The 16,867-nt window shown below is 69.9% G+C and carries 14 protein-coding genes; 5 read left to right on the top strand and 9 right to left on the bottom strand.

Going from position 1 to position 16,867, the window contains the following annotated elements:
- Nucleotides 1-72 precede the first annotated feature (72 nt).
- Complete coding sequence (locus JOB34_RS04150; protein WP_208051533.1) at nucleotides 73-1,392, bottom strand: HNH endonuclease signature motif containing protein; 1,320 nt, start codon at nucleotides 1,390-1,392, stop codon at nucleotides 73-75.
- 649 nt (nucleotides 1,393-2,041) lie between these two features.
- On the opposite strand from JOB34_RS04150, the gene JOB34_RS04145 reads away from it, so the two are divergent.
- A complete protein-coding gene (locus tag JOB34_RS04145; RefSeq protein WP_208051532.1) occupies nucleotides 2,042-2,797 on the top strand; it encodes a hypothetical protein in 756 nt (251 codons plus the stop codon).
- A gap of 61 nt (nucleotides 2,798-2,858) precedes the next feature.
- Here the strand turns inward: JOB34_RS04145 and zwf are convergent, their stop codons facing one another.
- The 7 genes from zwf to JOB34_RS04110 form a co-directional block, all read right to left on the bottom strand.
- Nucleotides 2,859-4,298: a glucose-6-phosphate dehydrogenase gene (gene zwf / locus JOB34_RS04140; protein ID WP_347813712.1), complete on the bottom strand. Its 1,440-nt coding sequence runs from the start codon at nucleotides 4,296-4,298 to the stop codon at nucleotides 2,859-2,861.
- Nucleotides 4,299-4,358: 60 nt separating this feature from the next.
- Nucleotides 4,359-4,607, bottom strand: coding sequence for a DUF2530 domain-containing protein (locus JOB34_RS04135; RefSeq protein WP_347813711.1), 249 nt, complete (start codon nucleotides 4,605-4,607; stop codon nucleotides 4,359-4,361).
- Between the two features lie 24 nt (nucleotides 4,608-4,631).
- Complete coding sequence (locus JOB34_RS04130; RefSeq protein ID WP_208051530.1) at nucleotides 4,632-6,293, bottom strand: DNA repair helicase XPB; 1,662 nt, start codon at nucleotides 6,291-6,293, stop codon at nucleotides 4,632-4,634.
- A gap of 88 nt (nucleotides 6,294-6,381) precedes the next feature.
- Nucleotides 6,382-7,128 carry a DUF4190 domain-containing protein gene (locus JOB34_RS04125; protein ID WP_208051529.1) on the bottom strand — a complete coding sequence of 249 codons (747 nt, stop codon included), beginning with the start codon at nucleotides 7,126-7,128 and terminating at the stop codon, nucleotides 6,382-6,384.
- Between the two features lie 82 nt (nucleotides 7,129-7,210).
- Nucleotides 7,211-7,390, bottom strand: a complete 180-nt coding sequence (locus JOB34_RS04120; protein ID WP_208051528.1) for a hypothetical protein — start codon at nucleotides 7,388-7,390, stop codon at nucleotides 7,211-7,213.
- Between the two features lie 309 nt (nucleotides 7,391-7,699).
- A complete protein-coding gene (locus JOB34_RS04115) occupies nucleotides 7,700-8,425 on the bottom strand; it encodes an alpha/beta hydrolase (protein WP_208051527.1) in 726 nt (241 codons plus the stop codon).
- Between the two features lie 42 nt (nucleotides 8,426-8,467).
- Complete coding sequence (locus JOB34_RS04110; protein ID WP_208051526.1) at nucleotides 8,468-9,265, bottom strand: S41 family peptidase; 798 nt, start codon at nucleotides 9,263-9,265, stop codon at nucleotides 8,468-8,470.
- A 55-nt stretch (nucleotides 9,266-9,320) separates the two neighbouring features.
- Here JOB34_RS04110 and JOB34_RS04105 point away from each other — a divergent pair, with 55 nt between their 5' ends.
- From JOB34_RS04105 to JOB34_RS04095, 3 genes are all read left to right on the top strand, one after another.
- On the top strand, nucleotides 9,321-9,803 hold the full coding sequence (locus JOB34_RS04105; RefSeq protein ID WP_208051525.1) for a transcriptional regulator: 483 nt from the start codon (nucleotides 9,321-9,323) through the stop codon (nucleotides 9,801-9,803).
- A 27-nt stretch (nucleotides 9,804-9,830) separates the two neighbouring features.
- Entirely contained in the window at nucleotides 9,831-10,769 is a 939-nt protein-coding gene (locus JOB34_RS04100; protein ID WP_208051524.1) for a hydroxymethylglutaryl-CoA lyase, read from the top strand.
- 114 nt (nucleotides 10,770-10,883) lie between these two features.
- The gene (locus JOB34_RS04095) at nucleotides 10,884-12,839 is read left to right on the top strand and encodes a M13-type metalloendopeptidase (protein ID WP_208051523.1); all 1,956 of its coding nucleotides are present in this window, start codon (nucleotides 10,884-10,886) and stop codon (nucleotides 12,837-12,839) included.
- An 88-nt stretch (nucleotides 12,840-12,927) separates the two neighbouring features.
- On the opposite strand, the gene JOB34_RS04090 is transcribed toward JOB34_RS04095, so the two are convergent.
- On the bottom strand, nucleotides 12,928-15,120 hold the full coding sequence (locus tag JOB34_RS04090) for a helicase-associated domain-containing protein (protein WP_208051522.1): 2,193 nt from the start codon (nucleotides 15,118-15,120) through the stop codon (nucleotides 12,928-12,930).
- A gap of 96 nt (nucleotides 15,121-15,216) precedes the next feature.
- Here JOB34_RS04090 and JOB34_RS04085 point away from each other — a divergent pair, with 96 nt between their 5' ends.
- Nucleotides 15,217-16,845 (top strand): AMP-binding protein, encoded by a 1,629-nt coding sequence (locus JOB34_RS04085; protein ID WP_347813710.1) that lies wholly within the window; start codon nucleotides 15,217-15,219, stop codon nucleotides 16,843-16,845.
- Nucleotides 16,846-16,867: the final 22 nt, after the last annotated feature.

Genomic DNA, 16,867 nt, shown 5'->3' with positions numbered 1-16,867 from the left:
GCTGCACGCTGACGGTGTTCGCGTTCGTTGACGGTGTTTGAACGCCGTCAATGGTGGTGAACGCCGTCAGCGTTATGCGGCGGGCCGCTGTCCGGGCCAGGTGGGCAGAAGGCCTGGCGTGAGATCCCAGGTGACACCGGATGCGGCGACGGTGGCGGTGAGCAGGTCGCGGTGCACGATGGTGTGGTGGCGGGCGCAGAGCAGTGCTGCGTTGCCGAGGTTCGTTTCGCCGCCGGCCCACCAGGGCCGTACATGATGTGCGTCGCACCAGTCCGGTGGCCGGTCACAGCCGGCGAAGGTGCAGTGCTTATCGCGGTGGATGATCGCGGTCCGCAGGCCGCCGGTGAACAGGCGTTTCGCGCGGCCAATGTCCAACGGTTCGGACTCGGTGCCGAGGACTGCGGGGATGAGGTCGGCGTCGCACGCGAGTCGTCGCAGGGTGCCGGCGTCGAGGTGCTCGCCGTCGGTGGTGCGTCCGATGCCGGGAAGGTAGGTCGGTGCGGATCTGCCGTCGTTTGAACTGTGTTCGCTGGGGTGACCGAGCCGGCCGGCGTCTCGGAGCCCCTCGTGCAGAGTGTTGTAGTCGAGGGTGACAAGGATCTTGGTGGTTCCGCCGAACTCTCCGACCGGCCGCGGGGCGGTGCCGTCCAACACCCCGGCTGCGGTGTCGACCAGTTGCACCAGGGCGTCCGCGCGGCGCTTGGCCGGGGTGCGGGTGTCACGCTCTGGTGCACCTTCTCCGGTCTCTGGCGTGGGTGCGGACAAGGCGCGCAGGGCGTGCTTCACGACCGCGGCGTGTGCGCCGGACAGTTCGGCGACGAACCGGGTCAGCCCACTGGGCAGGTCGGCCCAGAAGACTGATTCGCACTCCTGCTGGCGCTCCTCATCGCGTACGAGTTGCTGCGGGGCGTATTGCCCCAGGATCCGGGTGGTCAACTCCCGCAACGTGCGTGCCCCGTAGTCCGACAAGGACAGGTACCGGCCCAGCAGGTCATCCCGGTCGGCGGTCGGCAGTTGCGGCAGGATCAGCGGGACCTGGCGTAACGCGGCAGCGGCCACCGGCACGCTGGCCGACCCATCGGCCAGCGAGTCGACCACGACCTGATTGCGCGGATCCGCACAGTCCACGCCCACCACCCCGACCCGGCGCACCACGGTCGGGTCCACACCGGTCGCCTGCCGAGCCACCCAGGCGGGTGCCCCGGTCGCCGTGGAGTTCGCCACCGTGCCACGGCTCAGGGCATCCGCCGTGGCCAGCGCCGCAACATTCTCCGCACGAGCCGTGATCCGCAGCATGCTCCCGACCACCTCACCCAGCGCCGCTTCGTCCAACTGCCACAGAGCGTCCGGCCACTCCTCCAGCCCGGCAGCGAACTCGCCCAGCAGAGCCATCAACCGGTCACCTGTACCCGGCGCAGCAGGCCCATGGATGTCGGTCGTCGACTGCGCCATGGCCCCTCCTGCGCTGATGACGGCGCCCCTTGCCGTCTATCCTGAATCATACGCTTGTTCGATGCATTGCACAAGAGATCGAACCACGAAAACTACTGCCGATGTTCACGATTCGAGCTTGAGTTATCCACATCCCCCCGCGTCGCGGTGACACTTTTCGGGGTTGTCCACACCCAGCGCGGACATCTCTCGCGGATGGTGGATCGCTGATCGACCGCGATCGATGACGGAGTTCCGCGAAGGGGTTCTAGGGCGGGTCCTAGGTCTGAAAATCAGCCGAAGTTAGGTCTGAGATGGATGGTCCTACGTACCGCTCAACCCGACTATCGGCGTACCGGCAGTCGTCGGCGTCGTCAGCTGCTGAGGGCCCGTGCTCACACCCTCAGCAAAGAGGGGACCGCACGCGTGGGGTGGCCGGGGGTGTTCTCCCGGCCACCAGGCATATGACCTCCGGGCACCCGCCGTACGCCGCGAACGTCCGGCGAGAAGCAGATGAACAACCGTGTCAACGCGGGCACCGAGCCGTGTGCGACTCCTATGATCCGATCGTGAGCGGTCGCTCACGCCGTCTCCCGATAAGGATCACCTCATGCTGAAGACGCTCGCGGCGGTCGCAGGTGCGACCGCGCTCGCCGGTACCGGCATCACCCTGGCGGCCGCACCCGCCCATGCTGCCGCCCACCCTGCGGGCTCGATCTTCCTGCACGGCACCAGCCGCCAGGCGCACTTCTGGTCGCGCAGCGACTGCGAGTCGCACGCCAAGTGGGAGGTCGGCCAGGTTACCAAGGCTTCCGCGACCGCGACCCTCCTGCCGGGCACCCAGGACTCGGATTTCCAGGGCCCGGAGCTGCGCTTCAACTGCTATCCCGTACGCGGCGCGCAGTGGACCTATCTCACGGCGTACACGTCGAAGACGGGCAACCCGGTCGCCTCCACCGACATCTACGTCGACACCTCCAACCGGCTGTCCGACCTGCTCAACGGCGTGAAGACGGTCGATTCCGAGAACGTCTGGTCCTACGAGCATTCCGTCAGCAAGCGCGCGTCGTCCACCGACGTGGCGACCTGCGACAAGTACCTGAACTACTTCGTCAACCTGGTCAAGGTGAACCCGCACGCCCGCACCGTGGCCGCGGACACCGCGTGCGAGGTAGACAACGGCATCATCAGCTACTACGTCGACTACGCCGCGACGACCGCCACCGCCGGACTGCTGAGCGACCAGCCGCTCCCGACCAGCGAGGCGCCGCAACCGCAGCCGATGCTCGACGCGTTGGGCTACGACTACCCCTTGGCGCAGGACGCCCACCAGGCGCACACCCACGCGTGGCGCGTCCGCCACTGACCGGCGGATGAGAACGGCCGGTCGGGGTGATCCCCGACCGGCCGCTCCTCGTGTGCGCAGCTCAATCGCGAGCAGGCGCACGCCATTTGCGCTCGAAGGGAAGCCGCCAGGCTCGCGGGGCGATGAGCTGGTGGATCTGATTCGGACCCCATGAGCCGAGCGCGTAGGGCCGCACCGGCGGCGGGTTGTCGAGCAGGGGTTCGGAGATCTCCCACAGCCGCTCGATGCCCTCGGCCGAGGTGAACAGCGTGTGGTCACCTCGGATCGCGTCGTAGATGAGCCGCTCGTAGGCCTCCAGCACCGACCCGGCCCAGCTGGTGTCCTGGTAGGCGAACTGCATCGAGAGCTTGTCGAGGCGGAAGCCGGGTCCGGGTCGCTTGCCGTAGAACGACAGCGAGAGCTTGGCCTTGTCCGCGAGGTCAAAGGTCAGGTGGTCCGGGCCGTTCTGTCCGACCCCGGAACCGGACGGGAACATCGACTTCGGCGGTTCCTTGAACGCGACCGAGATGATCCGCTGGCCCTCGGACAGCTTCTTGCCGGTGCGCAGATAGAACGGGACGCCGGCCCACCGCCAGTTGTCGATGTAGGCCTTCAGGGCGATGAACGTCTCGGTCTCCGACTCCGGAGCGACGCCCTTCTCGTCGCGGTAGCCCTGGTACTGGCCACGTACGACGTCGTTGGGGTTGATCGGCTGCATCGACCGGAAGACCTTGTTCTTCTCCTCGGTGATCGCCTGGGGCAGTAGCGCGGTCGGTGGCTCCATGGCAGTGAACGCCAGCACCTGGAAGAGGTGGGTCACGACCATGTCCCGGTAGGCGCCGGTGCCCTCGTAGAAGGACGCCCGCTGTTCCAGGCCGAGGGTCTCCGGCACGTCGATCTGGATGTGCTCGATGTTGTTGCGGTGCCAGATCGGCTCGAAGAGTCCGTTAGCGAAGCGGAACGCCAGGATGTTGAGCGCCGCCTCCTTGCCGAGGAAGTGGTCGATGCGGAAGACCTGGTCCTCGTCGAAGAACTCGTGGACCGCGGCGTTGAGCGCCACGGCACTCGCGAGGTCGGTGCCGAACGGCTTCTCCATGACGATCCGACTGCCCTCGGCCAACCCCGCCTCGGCGAGCGTGCGGGTCACCGCCAGCGCCGCCTTCGGCGGCACGCTCAGGTAGTGCAGGCGCTGCGGCAGGAGGGTGCCGGTGACCTCGGCCTCCGCTTCGGCCACGGTCTTGGCCAGTCCCTGCGGACCCGCCGACCCGGGCACGTAGTAGACGCGCTTGGCGAAAGCCTGCCAGACCTTGTCGTCGCGGTTGTGCACCGAGAACTCGTCGATGGAGCGCGACGCGAGGTCGATGAACTCCTCGCGGGTCATCTCCTCCAGCGACGTGGCGACGAGCCGGATGTCGCCGAGCAGCCGGGAGTGGAAGAGGTGCAGCAGGCCCGGGAGGAGTTTGCGCTTGGCCAGATCGCCGGTGGCGCCGAAGAGCACGACGGTCGCCGTGCGGTCGGCCACGTTGTCAGTGGACGTCTCGGAAACCATGGGCAGCCTCTCGGGAGAAGGAGTTTCGCCGGATCATGCCGCGCTCGCGTTGCCGCGCCCGCGTCGTACGTAGGCAAGCCCCAGCGCGCCCAGGAGGAGGCCGGACAGCGCTGCCCACGGCCACCAGTGACGGTCGCCGCTGTGCAGAGCCGGCACGACGAGCGTGACCACGAGCGCGATCGCCCACAGCACCAGACCGACGATGATGATGTGCGGGGTGTCGACCTGCAGCGGCTCGATCTGCGCATCCTGCCCGGGCTCCCGGCCCACGTCCTGGCTCACGGATGCCAGCCTAGCGGCGCCCGGTCAGCGCGCACCGGACGGAGCAGTGTCCCCGAGATCCTCGGCGTCGACGATCCGGTAGGCGTAGCCCTGCTCGGCGAGGAACCGCTGGCGGTGCGCCGCGAACTCCGCGTCGACGGTGTCGCGGGCGACGACCGTATAGAAGTGCGCGGTGCCGTGGTCGCGCTTGGGGCGCAGTACGCGCCCGAGGCGTTGCGCCTCCTCCTGGCGTGACCCGAAGGTGCCGGACACCTGGATCGCGACGCTCGCCTCCGGCAGGTCGATGGAGAAGTTCGCCACCTTGCTCACGACGAGCAGGGTGATCTCGCCGTCCCGGAACTGCTGGAAGAGCTTCTGGCGTACGGCGACCGTCGTCTCGCCGGTGATGATGTCGGCGTTCAACCGGCCGGCGAGGGTGTCGAGCTGGTCGAGGTACTGACCGATCACCAGGGTGGGCGCGCCGGCGTGCCGGGCGACCAGCTGCTCCACGACCGGGTTCTTGACCTCCGAGCAGGACGCGAAGCGGTAGCGGTCCTCGGGCTCGGTCGTGGCGTAGACCAGACGATCGTGCTCGGGCAGGGTGACCCGCACCTCGACGCAGTCGGCGGGGGCGATGTAGCCCTGGTTCTCGATGTCCTTCCACGGCGCGTCGAAGCGCTTCGGCCCGATGAGGCTGAAGACGTCGGACTCACGGCCGTCCTCGCGTACGAGGGTCGCGGTGAGACCGAGGCGGCGCCGTGCCTGCAGGTCGGCGGTCATCCGGAAGATCGGCGCGGGCAGCAGGTGCACCTCGTCGTAGAGGACGAGGCCCCAGTCGCGGGCATCGAGCAGCTCCAGGTGCGGGAAGACGCCTTTGCGCTTGTGCGTGAGCACCTGGTACGTCGCGATGGTGACCGGGCGGATCTCCTTGCGGGCGCCGCTGTACTCGCCGATCTCGTCCTCGGTGAGGGAGGTGCGCTTCAGCAACTCCTCGCGCCACTGCCGGGCCGAGACGGTGTTGGTCACCAGGATCAACGTGGTGGCCTTGGCGCGCGCCATCGCACCCGCGCCGACCAGCGTCTTGCCGGCGCCGCAGGGGAGGACGACGACCCCGGACCCGCCGTGCCAGAACCCGTCGACGGCCTGCTCCTGATAGGGCCGCAGCGACCACTCGGTCGTGTCGAGCGAGATCTCGTGGGCCTCGCCGTCGACGTACCCGGCGCGGTCCTCGGCAGGCCAGCCCACCTTGATCAGCTGTTGCTTGATGGCACCGCGCTCGCTCGGATGCACGGCCACGGTCAGGTCGTCGAGCCGCGCGCCGATCATCGGGGCGATCTTCTTGTGCCGCAGGACCTCCTCGAGCACCGGTTTGTCGGTGGAGGTCAGCACCAGCTGGTCGTCCTCGCGCTTCTCCAGGACGAGGCGGCCGTACCGGTCCATCGTCTCGGCGATGTCGATCAGCAGGGCGTTCGGCACCGGGTAGCGGCTGAAGCGGACCAGGGCGTCCACGACCTGCTCGGCGTCGTGCCCGGCCGCACGCGCGTTCCACAGCCCGAGCGGGGTGACCCGGTAGGTATGGATGTGCTCGGGCGCGCGTTCGAGCTCGGCGAAGGGGGCGATCGCGCGGCGCGCCGCGGTCGCGTCGGGGTGGTCGACCTCGAGCAGCACCGTCTTGTCGCTCTGCACGATCAGGGGTCCGTCGGTCATACCTGCTCTTTCGCCTCGGGGTTCGCCCGTACAACGCACCGGGCGGCGCCGATCTTCCGGCGCCGCCCGATAGGAACTGTCTGCGAGGTCAGAACGTCGAGCTGTAGCTGGGGGTGTTCCCGTAGGGATACGTGTCGCTGGAGCCGGAGTCTCCCGCGAACGCGCCCACGGCGAAGAGCACGACCAGAGCGATGACCGCGAGCGCGACGAGGACGCCGAAGACGATCCACCCGATCTTCGCGAGGCGGGCCGCGCCGCCCGGGTCGTTGGATTGCTTGGTGAGCGCGATGATGCCCAGGATCAGCGAGGGAATGCCGGCCCCGCAGCAGAGGAAGATCGACAGCCCGGAGACGACCGTCAACACGATCGCCGAGGTGTTGCTGCCGTTGCCCTGGGTGGCGGGTGGGGAGTAGTAGCCCTGCTGTCCGTAACCACCCTGGCCGTACGCGTCGTACCCGCCCTGCGGCGCGCCGTACGGGTCCTTCTCCGTCTGACCGTAGGGCGCCGACTGGCCGTACTGCGGAGCGCTGCCGTACTGCGGCGCCGACTGGCCGTACTGGGGCTCGCTGCCGTACTGCGGCGCCGACTGGCCGTACTGAGGGGGCGGGGCCTGCCCGTACTGGGGCGCGCTGCCGTACTGCGGCGTGGACTGTCCGTAGGACGATCCCGACGATTCGCCGTATGGGGCGGCGGAGGGCGGCGCTGACCAGCCGTTGCCGCTCTGGGTGCTCCCCGAGTCGTCTCCCTGCCCCTGCTCCTCCACGTGCGGCACGCCCTGGGTCGGCTGCTCGTGGATGGGGTCCTGCGAGCCGTCGTAGGGCGGCTGGTTGCTCATCGTGATCTCCCGGTGCTGGCGTGAGCGGCAAGCATCGCACGAAGGCAGGGCCGCAACGGGATGCGAGCCGGTGGCGCCGAGGTCAACCGTTCTGGGAGCGCTGGAGCGTGACCCAGTCCCGCAGTGCGGCTGCGGTGGTCGTGACGTCCAGTTCCGTGGTGTCGATCACCTCGACCATCCACGAGGGACCCGTCCCGGCACTCGGCAGCCACCGGTCCCAGCGCTTCCCGGTTGCGGCGCCCTCGGGTGCGGTCCTCGACATCCATCAGGAGCACCGCGGTGGGCAGTCGGTCGGCCTCGGGAACAGCCAGGAATTCGCCGATGGGGGACTGACCCGTGAGCAGCAGGTCGGTGCCCGTCCGCTCGAGCCGGATCCCTTCCTGCACCCAGCGACGCAGGTCGCGCTGGCGCCAGGCGGTGTCCGCGTCGCTCGGTACGCCGTGTTCGTCGCTGTCGTGCACGGCCAGGTGCGGCAGGTCGGCACAGAGCCGCGCGGCCGTGGTCTTGCCCGAGCAACTCGATCCGGTCACCAGCAACAGCACGATTCGACAATGGCATGCGGCCAGTGGCGTTACGCCTGGGCCGGTGACGTCAGATGGGCAGCTGGGGTTCGTCGTCTCGGAGGCGCTCGGCGGCTGTGACGGCGGCGAGAACGTGGTGGGCGGCGTCGACCACGGCGTCGGGATGGGTCGTGGGCACCATGTGCGCGGCGCCTCGAAACAGTGCTCAGGTGGCCGCCCGACGCGCTCTGCACCGTGGCCGACCACTCCTTCGCCGCGATCTGGTCCCGCTCTCCCCGCACGATCGCCACCGGTGCCTGCACCGAGCGGAGGGCGTGATCGGTGCGGAAGGGGCGTACGGCGTTCATGCCGCGGATCATGCTCAACGGCCCCGTGCGCGCCCACTGTCGGAACAGTGCCGGCAGCTGCCACCACGGCTCCCGGACCGCCGTACGAGCCCACTGCACCAACAACCGGGGCCACGACGCGGCAGCGGGATCGGTCACCGGTCCTACGAGGACCAGGCCGACCACATCGCCTGACCGGGAGGCGAGGTCGGCAGCGATCGGGCAACTCGCGGAGTGCGCGACCAGGATCAGCGGAGCGTTCCGGGGCAGGCGCCGCGCGAGCAGCGCCGCCTGGGCCTCCACCCGCAGGTCGAGACCGCGGCGACCCGGCTGCCCCATCGTCGGTAGCACCACCACGACGCTGTCCCGATCGAGACGGGCGCGTACCCGCTCCCACTCCTGCTCGTCCAGGCCGAGGCCGGGTACGAAGACGACCAGTGGGTTCCCCATGATGCCGCCGACTCTGTCAGACAGGCGCCACCCCTTCGACCATCACCCTGCGGCCCCGGCGACCTGCAGTGCCTCGTCGGCCGGGCAGGGGAGGTCGGGGGTGACTCCGACGCCTTCCCAGTTCCCGCCGGTGCGGGCGATGACGGAGCGCGCCACAGGGATCTGACAGATGAGCCCCTCGGCCAGCGTGAAGCGTTCGACCGGGTGCGCACCGCCCCCTGTCCTCTCGCCGATCACGCGGGCACGCCCGTTCGCCTGCAGGACGTAGGCCAGGTCCTCGCCACCGGAGAACGTGCGGTGGGAGGTCAGGATGTCCACCGGGCCGTCGTACGCGATGGTCCGCGGCCTGCTGAGGTAGTCGATGGTCGGCCGGTGGCGATGCTCGAACCAGCCCAGCAGGACCGGCTCCGCGCCCAGCAGCCAGCCGTGGATCATCGCGATCGTGTCGGTGTCACCTCCGCCGCAGGCCCGCAGGTCGATGACGAGCCGCTCCGCGCCGGCGACCAACGCGCACATCGCGTCGATGCAGGGCTCGGCGCGATCAGCGTCGTCCAGGTACGGGCTGATCGTGACGACGGCGATGCCATCGAGGCGACGCTGCACCCCGGCGATCCCCGCGGCCGGAGGGCGAGGTGCCGGTGCCTGCACGGTCGCGGCCCGCAGACTGAGGTGCCGGTCCGGGATCAACTGGTGGAGACGGGCATTGACGGCATTGCGGTCCGGTACGAGCGCTGCGAGCTCGGCCGAGTGCTGACGCAGGAGTCCTGCGTATCGGGCCGCATCGGCCTCGAGCACGTAGTGGTGCTCGACCAGGTCTGCCATCTCATCGAAGATCGTCATCTACACAGGATCGAAGGCTCTTGACGCTCACGCCAGTCCAGTTGACGCTTCGGGAGTGAGCACTGACGTACCGGATGCCTTGAACGTGTCGACGCCCGAACAGCACGAGGCGATGCGGCACCCGTCACGGCACCGCATCACCCTGGCCCTCGGCATCGAACCCATGACGGTCAGCGCCCTCTCGCGCGAGCTGGCGATGAACAAGGGCAACGTCGCCCACCACGTCAAGGTGCTGGTGGACGCCGGTCTCGTGAGGCGTGTCGGCACACGGACCGGCCGCGGCGGCACCGGGACGCTCTACGCGCGCGCCGGTCGATCGCTGCACTTCCACGACCGTGACGCGACGACCGGCATGCTCGGCGCGGTCCGGGCCGGACTGGATGCGGATCCGCAGTCCTTCGCGTTCCTGCGCGCCGTGCGTCTGACGCCCGTCCAGACCCGCGAACTGACCGCGCACCTCGAACGATGGGTCGCGGGCCTGCCCGCCGACGACTCCGGATCTCTCGTGAACGTCTTCGTCGCAGTCGCTCGCGGCTGAGGTGCGGCGTGATGGCAGCATGACGGGATGAGCCTTCCCCAGGTCGAGCCGTCCTCCGTCATGCCGGACCGGATCACGATCTACGAGGTCGGTCCGCGAGACGGACTGCAGAACGAGAAGACCATCCTCTCCACGGATGTGAAGGCGCAGTTCGTACGACGCCTGGTCGCGACCGGCCTGCAGACCATCGAGACCACGTCCTTCGTGCCGGCCGCATGGGTGCCGCAGATGGGCGACGCGCCGCAACTGCTGGAGCAGCTGGGCGACCTCGGCCGCGGTGCCGACCGGCCGGTGCTCGTGCCGAACGAGCGGGGCCTGGACGCGGCGCTCGCAGCAGGCGTGGGAGCGGTGGCCGTCTTCGGATCGGCGACCGAGACCTTCGCGCAGAAGAACCTCAACCGCAGCGTCGAGGAGTCCCTGCGGATGTTCGCTCCCGTCGTCGAACGCGCCAGGGCCGCAGGGCTGTGGGTGCGCGCGTACGTGTCGATGTGCTTCGGCGACCCCTGGGAGGGCGCGGTCCCGATCGATCAGGTGGTGACGGTCTGCGAGGCGATGCTGGCGCTCGGCGCCGATCAACTCTGCCTGGGCGACACCATCGGCACCGGGACGCCCGGTCATGTCGTACGGCTGCTGGATGCGTTGGCGGAGAAGGGGATCGCGCCGGCGACACTCGGCGTGCACTTCCACGACACCTACGGCCAGGCCCTGTCCAACACCCTGGCCGCGCTCGCGAAGGGGGTGCGCACGGTCGACGCCTCCGCCGGCGGTCTCGGTGGGTGCCCGTACGCCAAGAGCGCGACGGGCAACCTCGCCACCGAGGACCTGGTGTGGGCCTGCCGCGGGCTCGGGATCGAGACCGGAGTGGACCTGACCGAGCTGGTCGCCACGAGCGTCTGGATGGCCGGGCAGCTCGGCCGACCGTCCCCGTCGAGGGTCGTGCGCGCCCTTGGTGACAGTGGTCAGTGACAGGATGCAGGAGACCAGACCAACGTCGGGTCCTCGCGCGCCACGGGGGAGCAGCACCGCGCCCCTCGCGCTCGCGTGAGGCACCCGCAGTCGACGCAGCGGACAGGATTCTTCGTGGGGCAGACATCGGGCATCACCGCAACCTTCGATCCGGACATCCGGGCGCAGGACGACCTGTTCGGGTACGTCAACAGCGTCTGGGTGCGTGAGACCCAGATCCCCGGCGACCGGGCGCGCTACGGCTCGTTCGACCGGCTGCGCGAGGCGTCCGAGGCCAGCATGCGCGAGATCGTGCAGCAGGCGGCAGCCTCTCAGGACGCGCCCGGCACCCCCGGTCGCAAGGTCGGCGACCTCTACACCTCGTTCATGGACGTGGAGCACATCGACTCCCTCGGAGTGGCCCCGCTCGTGCCGACGCTCGACGCGATCACCGCCGTCGCGACGGTGGAGCAGCTGTGCGCCCAACTCGGCGTGCTGGCCCGCGCGGGCATCCCGAACGCCGTGGCGGCGTACGTCAGCGCGGACGCCAAGGACCCCGACAGCTACGTGGTCTACCTCGAGCAGGCGGGCCTCGGGCTGCCCGACGAGTCCTACTACCGCGAGGAGAAGTACGCCGAGATCCGAGGCACGTACGTCGCGCACATCGCGGCGATGTTCGGGCACGCCGGCATCGACGAAGGTGAGCGGCGCGCGCAGGCCGTGCTGGAGCTGGAGACCCGCCTCGCCTCCCACCACTGGGACGTCGTCGCCACCCGCGACGCGGTCAAGACCTACAACAAGTTCGACGCGGCGGGCCTGCGCGAGCTGGCGCCCGAATTCGACTGGGACGCATGGGCGTCGGGCCTGCAAGCCCCCGAACGCGCGTTCGCCCAGATCGTCCTGGGGGAGCCGTCGTTCTTCAGCGGACTCTCGGACACCCTGCGTGAGCTGCCGCTGGAGGACTGGAAGTCCTGGCTGCTGTGGCACACGATCAGTGCGCGCGCGCCGTACCTCAGCTCGCCTCTGGTCGATGAGAACTTCGCCTTCTACGGCAAGGCGCTGTCCGGGGTGCCGGAGTTGCGCGAGCGGTGGAAGCGCGGGGTCGCCCTGGTGGAGGGCGCGCTCGGCGAGGTCGCCGGGCAGCTCTACGTCGAGAAGCACTTCCCGCCGCACGCCAAGGAGCGGATGGTGCAGCTGGTCGACAACCTCATCGAGGCCTACCGGCGCGATTTCCAGACGTTGCCCTGGATGGGTGAGCAGACCCGGGCCAGGGCCCTGGAGAAGCTCGCGAACTTCACCCCCAAGATCGGTTACCCCGACAAGTGGCGCGACTACAGCGCTTTGGAGATCGACGCGGATGACCTGCTCGGCAACGTGCTGCGGTCGGCACAGTTCGAGTCCGATCGTGAGCTGGCCAAGCTCGGCGGACCGATCGACCGCGACGAGTGGCTGATGACCCCGCAGACGGTCAACGCGTACTACCACCCGACGATGAACGAGATCGTCTTTCCTGCCGCGATCCTGCAGCCGCCGTTCTTCGACGTGGATGCCGACGACGCGGTCAACTACGGCGGCATCGGCGCGGTCATCGGCCACGAGATCGGGCACGGCTTCGACGACCAGGGCTCGCGGTACGACGGCGACGGTCGTCTGGAGGACTGGTGGACCGAAGAGGACCGCTCCCGGTTCGACGCCCTCGCGAAGGCCCTCATCGAGCAGTTCGACGACCAGGAGCCCGCGGACGCGCCCGGGTCGAAGGTCAACGGCGGCCTGACCGTCGGGGAGAACATCGGCGACCTCGGCGGCCTGACCATCGGCTTCAAGGCCCACCGGATCGCCACCGAGGAGGCACCGTCACCGGAGCTCGACGGGCTGACGGGCGACCAGCGGTTCTTCGTCGGCTGGGCGCAGATCTGGTGTGGCAAGGCTCGCGGCGAGGAGGCCGTGCGACTGCTCGCGATCGACCCGCACGCCCCCGCGAACTGCCGGGCCAACATCGCCCGCAACCTGGTCGAGTTCCACGAGGCATTCGGCGTCTCGCAGGACGACGGCATGTGGCTGCCGGAGGACCGGCGGGTCCGCATCTTCTGATCATCGAGGGGCAAGGGAACGCGCCGAGGGGTGGGGAGATGTCCCCACCCCTCGTGCGTTTCTCCACCCCTCGACGGGGACGGATCGCTCAGGCGACCTCGACGATGCCGGTGATGCGGTGGATGGAGAACGTCCGCGGATGCTCCGGATCCTGCTCGTTCGGGCTGATCAGGCCGGACACCCGGCCGCCCTCGATCCGGCGCGGCCGGAAGAGACCGCGACGCAGCTCACCGGACGGCTCGGCATACCCGATCCACACCCGCGCGCTGCTGCCGACGGCCTCCTGCAGCAGCGACCGGGTCACGCTCGGCTCGGTCGACGGGATGCGCGGACCTGCGGCAGGCTCCGGGCGGTCGCGCTCGCCGGCACGCATGGCGGCGACCAGTCGCTCCGCCAGGGGTTCGTCGACCAGGGAGACCTGCACGGCCTGCGGCGCGCGTGGCGTCGGAGCGCGGTCCTTGCCCGGCCCGGTGCCGACGACCGTGCCGGTCGCGCTCTCCGCGACCGGCGTGTGCCGATGGTCCCGCAGCATCTCAAGCGCGGTGGTCGCAGGCGCGGGGGAGATCAGCACGGTCGGCGCGATGCGGCGCAGTTGCAGCGGGGCGAGCGAGCGGTCGCCGAGGATCGCCTGCAGCGATGCCTCGTCGTCGCTGCGCAGATAGCACCCCGCGGCTCCGATCCGGGTCTGTCCGTGCCGGCGGGCGACGTCTCCGACCAGATACTCCAGCGGTTGGGGCAGCGGGGTGCGGCTGGCGCCGCGCAGGCGTTCCAGGACGGCGTCGGCGTCGGCGCCCCCGTCGAGCACCGTGCGGATGGAGGTGGGCGTGAAGCGATAGACCGTTGCAGCACCTCGTGATTCGACCTCCGCTGCGCGGTGCATGAAGCGGCGCAGGTCGTCGCTCAACGCGCCGGGCGCCACCGCGGTCAGGTCGGCCTGCACCAGGAGTTCGTCGATCGGCGTCGGCAGCGCGGGCGCCGGTTCGGTGCCGCCGACGAGCGCGCGGCCCGCACTCGTCACGGCACCCGTCGCTGCCACGCCGAGCCATTCGGCCTCCCTCAGCACGATCGCGGCGCGGGTCGGGGCGCTGCGCGGGAGCCGCATCGGCAGGTGCCAGCGCAGCAACTCGCCCACCTCGTCGAGCGTCGCGGGCCGGCCCGGCTTCAGTGCGGCAAGCACGCCGAGCACCTCGTGCCGGCGGGTCCGCAGCAGCGGCCAGGTCGCCTCGGGTGCGAGCACGTTCAGCGGACCGCCCGGCTGGTCGGTGTCGGTGCACAGGCTCGGCGCGCGCAGCGTCGTCCACCACGTCTTCGCGAGCAGCCTCCACCGGTGGGCGGGCTCGGCGTCCAGCCACTCGTCGTACTCGGCCGTGGGCAGGAAGACGGGCACGGCGTCGACGGTCCGGCCGACCAGACCACTGGCCGCGGCGATCTCGATGACGAACGCCGCGATCTCGGGTGAGATCTCCAGCGCGGTCGCGGCCGCACGGTGGTCCTTCACGCCCAGTCCGCCCGAGCGCAGCACCCGTGGCCGTTCGCTGCTCCACAGGTCCGCCAGCTCCTCGACCCGGACGAGCAGGTCGTGGGCTGCGCTGCCGCCGGCAGCATCGACCGCGGCCGGGTCGAGCGCCGTCGAGGCTGGCTCCGGACGTGAGAGCGCGTCTTCGTAGAGCCGCCCATCGCGCAGGGCGAGGCCCACCTCGCGGGGCAGCACGGCGGTGTCCTCCGCCACGGACGCTGCGAGCGACGCCTCGAGCAGTTCATCCCGCACCGCGCGGGCGCCGTTGCTGGAGAACGTGACCCGCGGACCGGCCCACCGCAGGCGATCCAGCGCGCCTCGGGTCGCGTCCGAGCACTGCTCGATCGCGGCGGCGATGTCGGCCGGCGGCCGCACACCGAGCTCGCGGGCCGTCGGTCCGAGGTGCGCCGGCTCGGGAAGCACCTCGGCGACTGCGCGGGCCGGGGTGAGACCGGTGGACGAGCGCCAGAGCAGGCCGAGCTCTTGCAGCGAGCGCAGCTGCGGGGCGACGGTCTTCTGGGCGACGCCGAGCAGTCCGGCCGCGCTCTTGTCGTCGGCGACCAGGACCGCTTCCAGCACCCGTAGCGTGTCGGCCTCGAGGGCCTCGATCGCGCGCTGCACGCTCGGCCGGGTCGCCGCGCGCGCGGCGAGGCCGGTCAGATCCGCCGGGGCGGGCCGGGCCAGGTCGGGGCGGCGCAGCACCAGACGGCGCAGCTGGGCATCGGTGCGCGACCGCACGTCGTCGGCGAAGCTGCGGGCGGTCATCACCCGAGCGTATGGCGCGGGCGAACGACGCCGCGAACCCCCGCCCGCCGGTCTAGGGTCTTCTCACCGCAACGCCCGCGTTCCAGGAGGCTCCCCGTGGTCACCGTCCCTCTGCCGTCCTATGCGTCCGGCACCTCCGATGTCCCCCTGCTCGGCGACACCATCGGCGCGAACCTGCGTCGTACGGCGGATGCCCACGGTGAGCGCGAGGTGCTGGTGGACGTCCCCAGCGGACGGCGGTGGACCTACGACGAGTTGGTGCAGGACGTCGACCGGCTGTCCCGAGCGCTGCTCGCGAGCGGGGTGCAGCGCGGCGACCGGGTGGGCATCTGGGCGCCGAACGTCCCGGAGTGGGTGCTGGTGCAGTACGCCACCGCGACGATCGGCGCGATCCTGGTCTGCGTCAACCCGGCGTACCGCTCGCACGAGCTCGCGTTCGTGCTGCGCCAGTCGGGCATGCGCACCCTCGTCAGCGCGACGGCGCACAAGTCGTCGGACTACCGCGCCATGGTGGAGGAGGTGCGCGGCGACTGCCCGCAGCTGCAGGACGTGGTCTACCTCGGCGAGGACAGTTGGTCGCAGCTGCTGGCGCGGGCGGGCGAGGTGAGCGACGAGGACCTGGCGAGCCGAGCCGCCGACCTCGACCCCGATCAGCCGATCAACATCCAGTACACGTCGGGCACGACCGGTTTCCCCAAGGGCGCGACCCTCACCCACCACAACATCCTCAACGACGGCTTCTTCGTCGGGGAGATGATCGCCTACTCCCACGAGGATCGGATCGCGGTGCCGGTGCCGTTCTACCACTGCTTCGGGATGGTCATGGGCAACCTGGCGGCGACCTCGCACGGCGCCTGCCTCGTCATCCCGGCGGCGTCGTTCGAGTCGGCCGCGACGCTGAAAGCTGTGCAACAGGAACGGTGTACGTCGCTCTATGGCGTGCCGACGATGTTCCTTGCCGAGCTGGGGCTGGAGGACTTCGCGTCGTACGACCTGTCGAGTCTGCGGACCGGGATCATGGCGGGTTCCCCGTGCCCGGTCGAGGTGATGAAGCGGGTCATCGCCGACATGCACATGGAGGCGGTCGCGATCTCCTACGGCATGACCGAGACGTCGCCGGTGTCGCTGATGACCCGGATGGACGACAACCTGGCCCGGCGGACGGAGACCGTGGGCCGGGTGATGCCGCACCTGGAGGTGCGCATCATCGACCCGGCGACCGGTCGGCGGGTGGGACGCGGGGAGACCGGCGAGCTGTGCACGCGCGGCTACAGCGTGATGCGCGGCTACTGGGAGCAGGACGACAAGACCGCCGAGTCCATCGACGAGGCGCACTGGATGCACACCGGCGACCTCGCCACCATGGACGACGACGGCTACGTCGCGATCGTCGGCCGCATCAAGGACCTGGTCATCCGCGGCGGGGAGAACATCTACCCGCGGGAGATCGAGGAGTTCCTCTACACCCATCCCGACATCGCCGACGTGCAGGTCGTCGGGGTGCCCGACGAGCGGTACGGCGAGGAGCTGATGGCGTGGGTCATCATGCGTCCGGGTCGACCCGAGCTGCAGATCGACGCGCTGCAGGACTTCTGCCGGGGCAAGCTGGCGCACTACAAGATCCCGCGCTACCTGCACGTGACCGGCGAGTTCCCGATGACCGTGACCGGCAAGATCCGCAAGGTCCAGATGCGCGAGGAAGCGGTCGAGATCCTCGCCCGCTGACGTTTCGGACATGCACGAGGGA

This window comes from Allobranchiibius sp. GilTou38, assembly GCF_017565325.1.
Classification (GTDB): Bacteria; Actinomycetota; Actinomycetes; order Actinomycetales; family Dermatophilaceae; genus Allobranchiibius; species Allobranchiibius huperziae.
Note: the sequence above shows the minus strand (reverse complement) of the source record. Positions and strands in the feature narration are given on the sequence as shown.

Excerpts from the sequence above, each read along its gene's own strand:
- JOB34_RS04150 (WP_208051533.1), bottom strand. The coding sequence starts at position 1,392 with ATGGCTCTGCTGGGCGAGTTCGCTGCCGGGCTGGAGGAGTGGCCGGAC.
- JOB34_RS04145 (WP_208051532.1), top strand. The coding sequence starts at position 2,042 with ATGCTGAAGACGCTCGCGGCGGTCGCAGGTGCGACCGCGCTCGCCGGT.
- JOB34_RS04130 (WP_208051530.1), bottom strand. The coding sequence starts at position 6,293 with ATGACCGACGGACCCCTGATCGTGCAGAGCGACAAGACGGTGCTGCTC.
- JOB34_RS04125 (WP_208051529.1), bottom strand. The coding sequence starts at position 7,128 with ATGAGCAACCAGCCGCCCTACGACGGCTCGCAGGACCCCATCCACGAG.
- JOB34_RS04120 (WP_208051528.1), bottom strand. The coding sequence starts at position 7,390 with ATGTCGAGGACCGCACCCGAGGGCGCCGCAACCGGGAAGCGCTGGGAC.
- JOB34_RS04115 (WP_208051527.1), bottom strand. The coding sequence starts at position 8,425 with ATGGGGAACCCACTGGTCGTCTTCGTACCCGGCCTCGGCCTGGACGAG.
- JOB34_RS04110 (WP_208051526.1), bottom strand. The coding sequence starts at position 9,265 with ATGACGATCTTCGATGAGATGGCAGACCTGGTCGAGCACCACTACGTG.
- JOB34_RS04100 (WP_208051524.1), top strand. The coding sequence starts at position 9,831 with ATGAGCCTTCCCCAGGTCGAGCCGTCCTCCGTCATGCCGGACCGGATC.
- JOB34_RS04090 (WP_208051522.1), bottom strand. The coding sequence starts at position 15,120 with ATGACCGCCCGCAGCTTCGCCGACGACGTGCGGTCGCGCACCGATGCC.